Source organism: Marivirga salinae (assembly GCF_030503855.1).
In the GTDB taxonomy this organism is placed as follows: domain Bacteria; phylum Bacteroidota; class Bacteroidia; order Cytophagales; family Cyclobacteriaceae; genus Marivirga; species Marivirga salinarum.
Genome location: NZ_CP129971.1, coordinates 891,759 through 904,508, shown reverse-complemented (window position 1 = coordinate 904,508; position 12,750 = coordinate 891,759). Strand labels below are relative to the sequence as shown.

The 12,750-nt window shown below is 33.8% G+C and carries 11 protein-coding genes; 4 read left to right on the top strand and 7 right to left on the bottom strand.

The window, feature by feature from the left end:
- Window positions 1-3: 3 nt before the first annotated feature.
- Window positions 4-1,446, bottom strand: coding sequence for a hypothetical protein (locus tag QYS49_RS03875; protein ID WP_308350325.1), 1,443 nt, complete (start codon window positions 1,444-1,446; stop codon window positions 4-6).
- 325 nt (window positions 1,447-1,771) lie between these two features.
- Between QYS49_RS03875 and QYS49_RS03870 the strand changes: the two genes are divergently transcribed.
- From QYS49_RS03870 to QYS49_RS03860, 3 genes are read left to right on the top strand one after another with little or no spacing between them, the layout of a single operon-like run.
- On the top strand, window positions 1,772-4,120 hold the full coding sequence (locus tag QYS49_RS03870; RefSeq protein ID WP_308350324.1) for a glucosidase family protein: 2,349 nt from the start codon (window positions 1,772-1,774) through the stop codon (window positions 4,118-4,120).
- Window positions 4,121-4,165: 45 nt separating this feature from the next.
- Window positions 4,166-5,314, top strand: coding sequence for an aminotransferase class V-fold PLP-dependent enzyme (locus tag QYS49_RS03865; protein WP_308350323.1), 1,149 nt, complete (start codon window positions 4,166-4,168; stop codon window positions 5,312-5,314).
- 25 nt (window positions 5,315-5,339) lie between these two features.
- Complete coding sequence (locus QYS49_RS03860; protein WP_308350322.1) at window positions 5,340-5,813, top strand: regulatory protein RecX; 474 nt, start codon at window positions 5,340-5,342, stop codon at window positions 5,811-5,813.
- 135 nt (window positions 5,814-5,948) lie between these two features.
- Here the strand turns inward: QYS49_RS03860 and QYS49_RS03855 are convergent, their stop codons facing one another.
- From QYS49_RS03855 to cysC, 4 genes are all read right to left on the bottom strand, one after another.
- The gene (locus QYS49_RS03855; RefSeq protein ID WP_308350321.1) at window positions 5,949-6,965 is read right to left on the bottom strand and encodes a peptidase associated/transthyretin-like domain-containing protein; all 1,017 of its coding nucleotides are present in this window, start codon (window positions 6,963-6,965) and stop codon (window positions 5,949-5,951) included.
- Between the two features lie 358 nt (window positions 6,966-7,323).
- Window positions 7,324-8,616 carry a sulfate adenylyltransferase subunit CysN gene (gene cysN / locus QYS49_RS03850; protein WP_308350320.1) on the bottom strand — a complete coding sequence of 431 codons (1,293 nt, stop codon included), beginning with the start codon at window positions 8,614-8,616 and terminating at the stop codon, window positions 7,324-7,326.
- A 60-nt stretch (window positions 8,617-8,676) separates the two neighbouring features.
- Entirely contained in the window at window positions 8,677-9,582 is a 906-nt protein-coding gene (gene cysD / locus QYS49_RS03845) for a sulfate adenylyltransferase subunit CysD (RefSeq protein ID WP_308350319.1), read from the bottom strand.
- A gap of 104 nt (window positions 9,583-9,686) precedes the next feature.
- Window positions 9,687-10,283: an adenylyl-sulfate kinase gene (cysC, locus tag QYS49_RS03840; RefSeq protein WP_308350318.1), complete on the bottom strand. Its 597-nt coding sequence runs from the start codon at window positions 10,281-10,283 to the stop codon at window positions 9,687-9,689.
- 177 nt (window positions 10,284-10,460) lie between these two features.
- On the opposite strand from cysC, the gene cysQ reads away from it, so the two are divergent.
- Window positions 10,461-11,228 carry a 3'(2'),5'-bisphosphate nucleotidase CysQ gene (cysQ, locus tag QYS49_RS03835; protein WP_308350317.1) on the top strand — a complete coding sequence of 256 codons (768 nt, stop codon included), beginning with the start codon at window positions 10,461-10,463 and terminating at the stop codon, window positions 11,226-11,228.
- A gap of 87 nt (window positions 11,229-11,315) precedes the next feature.
- Here the strand turns inward: cysQ and QYS49_RS03830 are convergent, their stop codons facing one another.
- Both QYS49_RS03830 and QYS49_RS03825 read right to left on the bottom strand, forming a co-directional pair.
- Window positions 11,316-12,509 carry a DUF4221 family protein gene (locus QYS49_RS03830; protein ID WP_308350316.1) on the bottom strand — a complete coding sequence of 398 codons (1,194 nt, stop codon included), beginning with the start codon at window positions 12,507-12,509 and terminating at the stop codon, window positions 11,316-11,318.
- A gap of 32 nt (window positions 12,510-12,541) precedes the next feature.
- Window positions 12,542-12,748, bottom strand: a complete 207-nt coding sequence (locus QYS49_RS03825) for a helix-turn-helix domain-containing protein (RefSeq protein WP_308350315.1) — start codon at window positions 12,746-12,748, stop codon at window positions 12,542-12,544.
- Window positions 12,749-12,750: the final 2 nt, after the last annotated feature.

The following is a 12,750-nucleotide window of genomic DNA, read 5'->3' as shown; positions in this document are numbered from 1 at the left end:
TGATTACCCTACAAGCTTTTTAATCATGTCATCATTAAACTCGAGCAATAGGGTTGGTGCAAAATGTTGAATAGGCTCAAGAGTTTTGAACTTTTTAACCAATTCATTTATTTTTTCTTCTTTGTTTCTTTTAGATTCACTCAGAGAGATTTTCATGATCTTATTCAACACTTGAATATTCATGCAGTTCTCTTTCCCTATGATCCGTATTTGCCTTTGGATACTATTTATCAGCTGATTAAACAATTCATAGTCCTTTACTAAGCAATACTCCAAAGCCAAAAGAGTTTTGATTTCAAGCTGAGCATTTTGATATTTTTTAAGACTTACATCATTCAATAAATTATTCAACCATTTGGCAGCCTCCTCATACTTTTGATCAAAGTGGCAGCTTAATGAACGGTAAGTCGCATAAGTAATATATTGAGGGATGTCATCCTTGTCTGGCTCAAAATCTTGAAATAAAGCAGTGTTTTCTTCAGAAAGCATGGCTTTTTCCGGCAACCTTTTGGCTCGTTGCAATTTTGTAATTAAAAATTGAGCCGGGTAAGTAAATAAATTAAAGTTAGATAGAAAGCCTGCGCAAGACTCATTTACTTCCTCAAAATAATTTTCTGCTTTTCTATGTAATCTATAATGATTATAATATTCTAATTTCAAAAACTCATAGACTAGTGTTAGATGAAAATAAATAGAATCTAAACTGTATAATTCAAAAATTCCATCTGCTTTAGCCAAAATATCTTCAATTGGATCTAAGTCAGCACTAGTCTCATCTTCCTCCACAAATAATCGATGAAAAATATTCAAGCAGTTTTTATAAATAAAAAGACGATGAGAATCGTAAATCCTGCATGTATTTATCATTTCCTTATTGAGCAAAACCAGCTCTAACTTATTGATTTCATCACCTGTTAACGAATAATTACCGAATTTGATAAAGTAGTTGCTTAGTAAGTCTTCTGCTTTATCGACAGCCAACATATAAGCTACATGACGGTTATATAATTGGCTGTATTGAAAATATTCTTCTGTATTTTGGTGTAGTTTTTTTAATGCCTTATAAACAATTGTTAATTCATTAGAAAGATCATAGTCTATCAATTCCTTCTCTAGCTTCTTCAAAGTAGCGATAGCAATGGCTTTCTTTTTTGTGAAAATTATCTCATTAATATTTGCAACTTTCTTAAGAATATCCGTTCTCGGGTTTTCCATTTGTTGCAAAAGATATTCTTCTATTTTTTGATTAAGCCTTGACCTTAATGTATAATAAGCATTTGTGTTTACTTCAAGCTCTTCCATGATGGCGTGGTCACTGGAAGAACTTTCACGCATTGATTTTAGCAAATATGCAGATTTCTCTGCTCCACCTGTAGATAGACTTTCATGGACAGCTAGATAATCCGCGTCTGAAAGCTGCATGATAATATTCTTGAGTTTCGCCATATTCTTATTTATTCAGCAATTTCATGTATATAATAAAAGTATTAAAATTGGCACAACTAGCCCCTTATTTGTCGGGATAGAATCTTTAATTAAAAATTCACCCTCAGGTAATGTAATATTCTTATCAGAATATATTAATGTCAATTCCGATGAAAGTTAATTATTTAGATGAAATTCACATAAAAAAGTTCAATATTTATCAAAAAACCTTACATCTATGGCTAATTATTTTATTTAAAGCCATATTTAATCCATGATTTTTAAAGATTTGAGCATATAAACAATTACATTTAATTTAATCAAAAATTTGACGACTCCATCTTTTATGAAATATATTTTTCCTCTATTACTAATCTTTTTGATTAGCTGCCAAAATGATAACCCATTAAATTTTTATACTCAAGTAAATAATCTTGAGAAAATCGAAGGTAAGGAAGAATATATGAAAAGTCCATTTTTAAGTGCCGGAAAAAGACTTTATGTAGTGGGTCACCAAAATGGTTCCTTTCCTGACCTGGGCTGGCATGTAAAAGGAGAAATGGGTGGTGTTTGGCTTCATCCAATAAAATTACTTGATGGTTATCAGGTTGAAATAAGAAATAATAAGACCCAAGAATGCTTAACGAAAGCCAATCAGTTTTTTAATTATCCAATTGGAAGTGAGCAAGTTTTTAATTTAAAGAGTTTAGGACTTAATGTTTCACAATTTCATTTTGTGCCTGAAAATGAAAATGGATTAATCATAGCTTATCAAATAGAAAATACGCTTACAAAAGAAACCCAGTTTGAATTTACTTTTAATGCCTACATTGATTTACGACCTGTATGGCTTGCTGATTCTTTGAATATTGAAGATGGACAAGACGAAGGAGAGTGGAAAAAAAGGTGGTCAGCCTATTTGGCCAAAGACAAAAAGAATAATTGGTTTACTGCTTTTGGAGGGAAAAGCTTTGAGCCTTCTGATTCGGAAAATTCTTGCAAAGTGACAAGAAAAGGTCTGGGATTTGACCAAGCACTTAGTAATTCCATCAACTTAAAAAGTGGAGAGAAAAAAACTATTTATTTCATAGTGAGTGGTTCAGATGAAAGCGAAAAATCTGCAATTAAAACGTATAATTTTTTATCCAAAAATGTAGAACAGTTATTAGAAGATAAAATCATTAACTACAGAAGAATTCAGCAAAGCAATAAACTAATTACCCAAGATGAAGGCTTTAATCAAATGTATCGATGGTTGAAATATAACTCGGAATGGCTAATGCAAGATGTTCCTGGAATTGGTACTGGATTAACGGCAGGGAGCCCAGATTATCCTTGGTGGTTTGGTACTGATAATGGTTATGCGCTACAAGGCTTATTGGCTTCCGGCATGCACAAACAAGCATTGCAAACTATTGAATTGATAGTTGATCTTTCCCGGAAAGCAAATGGCGAGAATGGAAGAATAATGCATGAGGCTTCTACTAATGGAGTTATTTTTAACCCAGGCAATCTCAATACAACACCGAAATTTGTTAGCATGCTTTGGAAAGCTTTTGCTTGGACTGGAGATAAGGAATTACTGGGCTATTACGGTTTAGTGAAAAAATCTGTAGAATGGCTTGAATCACAAGACATGGATGGAAACACTTATCCAGATGGAGCGGGTATGATGGAAATTCATGGGCTAGATAGTGAAATGATAGATGTGGTTTCTTATCAGTATGAAATGTATTTGGCTGCTGCGAATTTTGCTAAAGTTCAAAACGAAAATGTATTGGCTGATGAATATAGGGTAAAAGCTGAAAACCTTAAAATGAAAATTAATACCGATTGGTGGGTGCCTGAATTTAATTCATTTGCAGACTTTCGATCTGATAAATTACAAGCAATAAGATTAACAGAAAATGCCATTATTCGTGCGGATAGTATTGAGAAACCATGGTCTGTTGAGGAATTGAGAAATACATTAGAAACCATTCAAAATCAAGAAATAACTGGTGCAAGTCCTTTTGTTGTTCACCATAACTGGATTGTAAACACACCAATGGAGGTTGGCGCAGCGGATCAGGAAAAAGCTGAAAAAGCATTAAAAACCGCGGAGAATTATCGAAACCGATTTGGAATGTTTGTTACGGGAATTGACAGGGATGAACAACAGGAAAAAGCCTCAAAATGGAAATCTTTTAGTTATGTGGGGGCGGTGATGACCTTACCAACCGGAGTACAAGCTATAGCGGAAGCTAAATACGGAAATGCAGACAAGGCTTTAGAATATTTGAAAATGTTGCAGCATTCATTTAGTTATGCTTTGCCTGGATCGATGTATGAAGTGAGTCCTGATTTTGGCATGATGACTCAAGCATGGAACAGTTATGCAGTGGCAGTTCCTGTAGTAGAGGAGTTTTTCGGCATTCAGCCCAAAGCTTGGAAAAATGAGATAGTAATAAAGCCCAATTTACCTACAACATGGACGAATGTTAGTCTAGATAATATTAAAATAGAAGATAATAAACTGGATATTTCAGCCAAAAGAATTGATAATGTTATGGAGTTTCGCATTTCTCAAATGCATAATTGGAAAATGGTTTTTGAGTTTCAGGGAGCAAAACATATCATTTATGATGGAAATAGAATTAAGGGTAGTAAAGTGGAATTATATGACAGGCTTCATAATTTAAAAGTAGAGTTTTAGTCCAAGTTCGAATTAAATTATTCTTCATTTTTTGTAACTTCCACAATGGAAAACCAAAAACACCTTTTCAATCTACCTGAGGAAATTCATTATTTGAATGGTGCTTATATGTCACCAAATTTAAAAGCCGTTGAACAAGCAGGTTTAGAAGGAGTAAAACGCAAAACAAACCCTACTTCGATTACAGAAACAGATTTTTTTCAACCTGCTGAAGAAGTAAAATCACTTTTTGGTAGGCTAATTAATGCTTCTGCTCAGCAAATTGCCTTAATTCCATCAGCTTCTTATGGCTTAATGAATGCTATTCGAAATGTACCGATTAAAAAAGGTCAGCATGCCATTACGGTGAATGAAGAATTCCCAAGTGATCATCTGACTTTAAGGAAATTCTGTCAAGATAATGAGGCGGAATTAAAAGTGATAAGACCACCAGAATTAATTGAAGGTAGAACTCAAGCCTGGACAGAAAAAATAATTAACAGTATAAACGAAGACACTGCAGTGGTAGTAATGTCATCCATACATTGGATGGAAGGCTTAAAATTTGATTTGAAAGCAATAGGTGAAAAATGCAGAGCAACTTATACTTATTTTATCGTGGATGGAACTCAATCGGTTGGGGCTTTACCTATTGATGTAAATGCTTTTAAAATTGATGCCTTGGTATGTGCATCGTATAAATGGCTGTTGGGACCTTATTCATCCGGTTTAGCTTATTATAATGAAAAATATAATGATGGCGAACCTATTGAATATTCCTGGATGACCAGAAAAGACAGCCACGACTTCAGTAAACTTACCACTTACCCAGAAGAATTTGGAGCAAATGCTATGCGCTACAATGTAGGCGAGTTTAGCAATTTTATCGCTTTGCCTATGATAAAGTCTGCACTAGAACAAATCCTTAACTGGAAGCCAGAAAACATTCAAAATTATTGTTTTGAATTGCTGAAACCATTAAGAAAGTATTTGGTAGATAAGAATATTGATAAAGATGATGACTATTTAATAAGTGCACATCTATACGGATTGTTTCTTCCTGAAAATGTTAATTTAAAAAACTTAATGGAAGATTTAAAAGCTAATAATATTCACATATCTGCGAGAGGAAAATCCATTAGAATTTCGCCCCATATTTATAATGATGCTGAAGATATTAATGCATTAATAAACGTTTTGGATAAGCATTTTTAGGTTTGAAGTTCAAGAATTAAAATCAATGGCAAAACAACTAATCTATACGATTAAAGAGGGGAAATCTAGAGGTGCAAAATATTGTTCTTTGCAAGAAAGAAGCCAGCAACAGGTGAGAGATAAACTGTACGACTGGGGTTTATATGGCGATGAAGTTGAAGAAGTGATTTCATGGTTGATATCAGAAGATTTTATCAATGAAGAGCGTTTTGCACAAAGCTATGTAAGAGGCCATTTTAACCTGAAAAAGTGGGGAAAAATAAAGATAAAACAAGGCTTAGAGCAGAAGAAAATTTCTGATTATTGTATCAAAAAAGGAATGAAGGAGATTGATGATGAAGATTATCAAAGCACCATTAATTCTTTATTAGAAAAAAAGTGGAGAACACTTAAAGAATCTAACCTATACATTAAAAAACAAAAGGCCGTACGCTATTTATTGCAGAAAGGCTACGAAGCGGATTTGGTTTGGGAGGCGATTAATAAGTTGACAGCTTGAATAATGGTCAAGTTAATATTTAGGAAGGTGGTAATTTAACCTTAAAAATTCGAGAAGTAACAGTAATGTAAATCCCTGCATTGAAAAAAGAAATAAGTCTTTTCCAAGTATATAAACTCGGAAAAGACTTATTAATTAATTAAGTGTTATAGAAACATTATCGGAATAGTACCAAGTACCGTCATTATTGTTATAAGTTTCCCAATAGTAAAAATTGAATGTAATACTTCCATCACTATTTATTTCATAATTATCTTCATTGAAATTAAAGTAATAATTACTCGAACCTAAATTATACCAGTCAAAACCACCACCGCTATTCATATAAAAATATGCCTCAACTGTATCTCCGTTTACATACGTAACTTCCATACTTTCATTTTGCCCGAATGAAATACTACTAATAGGCATAATGTTATCTATATTTGAATCAGCAGTAATGTTGCTTACCACCCATGTAGCTTTGCTAGTTAGTAAAAGCGTCATTGGATTCACATTAAAGTTTACATAAGCCTTGTCGTATGGATCAACAGTTGCATAGTTTGTATAAAAAATACTTTCTTCATTATACATTACTACAAGATAACTAGATTGAGGCAAATCAGTAATTGAAAGTTGGCTTTCAGACTCATAAGTATATTTTATTAAATCTCTTAATCCATCTGCTGTTGTTGTTTCAGAAAAGGCTTCGTCTGTTGGAATTAAACCAATCATCGCATCAGTATTAAATTCTATTGGCTGGCCTGTATTGATATCTAAAATTCTAACTAACAATTCACCATAATGATCAGCAACGTTGATCTCGTGCTGAGTATCTGTTCCACTAATAATATGGACTTCTTCATTTATTTGAAAATATTCGTCATTATGATTAAAGTCTGTGACAATAAAATATTCACCCGCTTCAAATCTTCCGAAATTAACTACACCATTTTCATCTGTATAGTTAACATCAATTCTATTTTCAGTTCTCGTATTGTAAAGTGCTACTTTTGCATCTGAGATAGGCTGACCATCCGCATCTTTAAGTACTGTTAAAATTCCACCATCAGTTCTTAAAAAGATACTGTCTATTTCGTCATCTTGACAAGAGGTGAAAAGGATTAGGCCTAGGAATAAACTTAGAAAAGGATTAAGTAATGATTCTTTCATTAAATTATAGGTTTATGATCTGAAAAATAATCGCAAACCTAAGAAATTAATATTCACTATAAAGTGCGTCTGATAAAAATTATAATCAATTGAAAATAAAAATTAAGGTACACCGCCATTCACATAAATAAATCAAGAAAAATATAATTTTTGAATAATTTAATGTCCCTACATTTATCAATGTCTATTAGTTCAGCTCATTAATTTATAAAATGTTCATCCCTCTTCCGATTTAAATGAGAATTTTATTTGAAAGATCAATGGACTAATTTGTAGGGATTTTAATTTATAGAAAAGCTCAAAAAAAAACATGCTATAACAGGAGTCATAGCATGTTTTATATTATTGAAAATAAAAATTAGATAATCATTCCGGCACCCACAGTTTGCTGGGTGAACTCATCAATAATAATTAATGAACCCGTATTTCTGTTTTTACGATAAGCATCATATAATAATGGCTTAGCCGTTTTTAATGTGATTCTGGCAATGTCATTAGCGCCCACTTCTTTGTCTTCCTCATTCTTTTCAAGCGTATTTACATTAACCTTATATTTCACTTCTTTAATGATTGCCCTTGCTTCATTGGTGGTATGTTTTACAGTATATTTTCCACCTAATTTTAAAGGGGTTACATTCAACCAGCAAACCATCAATTCAATATCTTGACCTATTGTAGGCTGATTATTAACCTTCGCCAACATATCTCCTCTACTTATATCAATTTCATCTTCTAAGGTCATCGCAACAGACATTGGAGGAAATGCTTCCTTCAATTCTCCATCCATTGTTTCAATGGATTTAATTCTAGTGGTAAACCCAGAAGGCAACACGACTACTTCCTCTCCCTTTCTAAAAATTCCTCCACTAACCAAACCAGCATATCCTCGGAAATCAGGGTGTTCTTTGGACTGCGGACGAATTACCCACTGAACTGGGAATCTTCCATCAATTAAATCCCTATCAGAAGCTACTTGTACATTTTCCAAAGTCCACAATAAAGATGGTCCTTTGTACCAGTCCATATTCTCAGACTTATCCACCACATTATCTCCATTCAAGGCAGATATAGGAATAAATCGGATGTCCGGGATTTCTAATTTAGCATCAAAGCTTAAATAGTCTTTCTTGATTTGTTCAAAAACCTCCTCTTTATAATCAACCAAATCCATTTTATTGATACAAACAATGACATGTTTGATTTGTAAAAGAGAAGCAATAAACGAATGTCTTTTGGTTTGCTCGATCACCCCTTTTCTTGCGTCAATCAAAATAATGGCAAGGTTAACGTTAGAGGCTCCTGTTACCATGTTTCGAGTATATTGGACATGGCCAGGAGTGTCGGCTATAATGAATTTTCTTTTAGGTGTAGCGAAATATCGGTAAGCAACATCAATGGTAATCCCTTGTTCACGTTCCGCTTTCAAACCATCTGTTAATAAAGCCAAATTTACGTGTTCATCACCACGGTTTCTACTTGATTGTTCTACCGCTTCAATCTGATCTTCAAATATGGATTTGGTATCGTACATCAAACGACCGATCAGTGTACTTTTTCCGTCATCTACACTACCTGCAGTGGAAAATCGCAATAAGTCCATGTCCAAGTAACCTGCTGTGTCTATTTTGTTATATTCTTCTGTATCTCTCATCTATAAATAATGTTATAAAATCTTATGTCTGAATTCTTCAGTCTAGATTCTAGTTTCTTTCTAAAAATATCCCTGTCTTTTTCTATCCTCCATAGCCGCTTCAGATCTTTTATCATCTGCTCTTCCGCCTCTTTCAGTTTGTCTGGCAGCAGCAACTTCCTCGATAATTTTATCTAAAGTATCTGCCTCTGATTCAACAGCTCCTGTAATGGTCATACAACCCAAGGTTCTATAGCGAATAATTTTTTCTTCATATTGCTCGCCATCCAATAGTTGGTTGTAAGGAGATTTAGCAATCAAAGTTCCATTTCTTTTTACTACATCTCTTTTATGAGAGAAATATATACTTGGTAAATCAATTTTTTCTTTCTTGATATATTGCCAAACATCCATTTCTGTCCAGTTGCTAATCGGAAAAATTCGGAAAGATTCTCCTGGTGCCTTCTTTCCATTATATAGATTCCAAAGTTCGGGACGCTGATTTTTAGGATCCCACTGTCCGAAATCATCTCTATGCGAAAAGAACCTTTCTTTAGCTCTAGCTTTTTCCTCATCTCTTCTTCCTCCACCAAAAGCAGCGTCATATTGACCTTCTTCTAGTTTCTCCAATAAAGTAATGGATTGTAAGGTGTTTCTACTTGGGTTTAGACCTTTTTCTTCTGCTGCAGTTCCTTTGTCAATTGAGTCTTGAACCAGTCCTACGTCCAAATTCACTTTATATTTTTCCGCCAAATTATCTCGGAATTCCAATGCTTCAGGGAAATTATGCCCTGTATCGATATGTAATAGTGGAAAAGGAATTTTAGCTGGCCAAAAAGCTTTTTGTGCTAAATGTACCATCGTAATGGAATCTTTCCCACCGGAAAATAAAATGACAGGTTTTTCAAATTGAGCTGCTACTTCACGAAAAATGTAAATTGCTTCTGATTCTAATTGATCTAAATGTGATAAATTGTAAGATGACATATTTTATTTCTTCAAAAATTTATTTCTTCTAAGATGATTTACCTTTTGGTTCGGATTTTCCAACAACTCAATAGATTTCTCTATTAATTGCTAAAAGGCATTTTTTAATGTTTAATTCTTTCTATAATTGCTTTAACTAATTCTTGATGGCTTTCTTCCAAACCTTGATTAGCAGTATCCACTGATACATCTGGGCTTTTAGGCACATCAAATGGAGCACTTACTCCTGTAAAATCAGGAATTTCTCCTTTTCTAGCTTTTGCATAGAGCCCTTTCACATCTCTTTCTTCACAAACCTCCACAGGACAATCTACATAAACCTCCACATAACCATCACCAATGATTTCTTTTGCCATTTTACGGATATCATCAGTTGGGCTAATAAAAGAGCAGATCGTGACCAAGCCCGCATTCATAAACAATTTAGCTGTTTCAGCAGCTCTTCTGATATTTTCTGTTCTGTCTTCCGGGCTAAATCCTAAATTATTATTTATACCCGTTCGAATATTATCACCATCAAGCAATTGCGTAAGAAAACCCTCTTCATGCAAGCTGTTTTCAAGTGCTCTTGCCAAGGTGCTTTTTCCTGATCCGGACAAGCCTACCATCCAAATGACAATGGCCTTTTGATTGAGCATTTTTTCTTTGTCGGAACGGCTCAAAATAGTATCAAAAATCGGATAAATATTTTTCAAACTCATATAATTTTAAGCAAAGTTAATAGGATAAAATTATAGTTATAAGCATTTCTTACGTAATTTTGCATCTGTCTATAAATATTTAAACTCTATTGGGTTTGTAGGCTAATAGAGGGCGGTTTTGAAGAAAAAAAATTTTAGAAAATTCCGGTTAGGAATTGAAAATCAAGAAGAATGGGTATGAAAATTGAGAATTTAGTAGAAGAAGTTAAAATTATTGCCAAAAATGCGGGGGTGGCCATCATGGATATTTATACAGATGCGGATCTAAGTAAAGTGGTAGATTACAAGGCAGATGATAGTCCATTAACATTAGCAGATGAGGCCGCAGACAAGGTCATAAAAAAGGGCTTGGAAGAACTTTCAGTTCAATATCCAATTTTATCAGAAGAAGGCAAAAAAATGTCTTATGAAGAAAGAAAAGATTGGAACACTTTCTGGCTTGTTGATCCTTTAGACGGAACTAAAGAGTTCATCAAAAAAAATGGGCAGTTTACAGTAAATATTGCATTGATAAAAGACCATTTCACCATGATGGGGGTCATTTATGTACCCGCAACTGATACCTTTTATTATGGGAGCGAATTAGGCGCTTTTAAAGAAGAGGGGGGAGAAAAAACTGAATTGAAAGTAAATAATAAAAACACAGATAGAATAGCCGTAAGAAGCGCATCACATGCATCTCCTGAAGAGGATGAATTATTGGCTAAATATGATGTGAAAGACAGTATTTCTAAAGGGAGCTCCTTAAAATTTTGCATGGTAGCGGAAGGTAAAGCAGATATTTACTATAGACATGGGCCAACAATGGAGTGGGATACAGGTGCAGGCCAAGCCATTTTGGAAGCTGCAGGTGGAAAGGTTTATAAAGGAAATGAAGAAAAGGAACGATTCAATTATAACAAGGAAAATCTTTTGAACGGAAGCTTTTTGTGTTTGGGGTTTTGAAAATGTTAAAAGTTAGAAGTCAGGAGTAGGAAGTTGATTGGCTTGGATGAGGGTTTTTAACTTTTTTATTAAAAATTTACAGAAGAATCAATCTTCATTTTTAAAATTAAAGACAGCAAAAGTCAATCTATCTTCATTCTGATTTTCTTTTACAATAAATAAACCATTCGGAGCAATCAGAATAAATCGAGGGTCGTATTTCTTTGGGAGAGGCAATTCCTGCAATAGATTGAAGTCTTCATCTAAGATTGAAATATAAGTGTTTTTGGAATTGAAGACGCTTATTTGGCTTATATCCACTTTTGATAAATCAGCTGAAGATGGTGATTGAGAAAACCGGTAATATAATTTCCTGTATGGGTCATATTCTATTCGGTAGAAAGAAGGAGTGCTTATAAAAAACTTCATCATTTTGAATCCATTAGCCTCGGGATCTTTCCAGTAAGCAGGTTCTTCTACGTTTTGGGAAGGTACAGAAATTGAGTCAATTTCTTGGAAGTCTGTTAGATATACCTTTTTGGAAGCGGGAAATGAAATTACTGCCTTTCCAGTGTTTGAATTATAAGTATGATACGGAAAGCTGTGATATAGTCCCCATAATTTACCTTGATATCTTTTTGGATAAGGAATTTGATAATCAATAGATCCTGAATTCAAATTAAGTTTTATATATACTTTTGAATCGTAAAAATCCGTGTTGAGCGGATTGACATCTGGTAGTCCTGCCAAAGCAACTATAGAGTCAGAAAGAATTAATAATGGATTTGTAGACTGCAAAATTGGTTTAATGCTATTGTCTGCACCTTTCGGACGTCCAGTGAAATCTAATTCTCCTTGGAACAATTTATAATTTTGAAGGAGCTCGCCCTCTCTATTAATTAAAGCTAAATTATAAGTTGCACTACTGAGTACGAATATTGAATCCATTGATTTTATGTGAATACCATATGGTTTTCCGATATTATTTGGACCTTGAGTGTAGAGTTTGGTTTTCTTATCAAGAGTTCCCTTGTCAAAATCATACCAGATGATTTCATTTGTGGGCTTATTAAAGACGATCAAGTACCTATTATTCTCCGCCTCAAAATATTGAATGGTATTGGATTCTTTGGAAATGGTAGAGTCAATCGAAAAATGAATCTCCTGTATCTGATAATCTTGAATATCACCTTCTGTGGATTTTCCATACTCACAGGAATAGAAAATGTAAGAGATAATCAAACTGAAAAGCACAGCTTTATGAAGGTAATTAAGTCTTGATTCTATTAAGCTGATATTCATAAATAGAAGATATTAAATTAAAAAGAGGTTATTTATTCCTCTTTATATTCTAACAAATCACCAGGCTGACAATCTAAAGCTTTGCAAATGGCTTCCAAAGTGGAAAAGCGGATAGCTTTGGCTTTACTTGTTTTAAGAATGGAGAGATTGGCTACCGTAACCCCAATTTTTTCTGCTAATTCTTTTGATTGCATCTTTCGCTTAGCCAACATCACATCAACATTAACAACTATCGGCATGG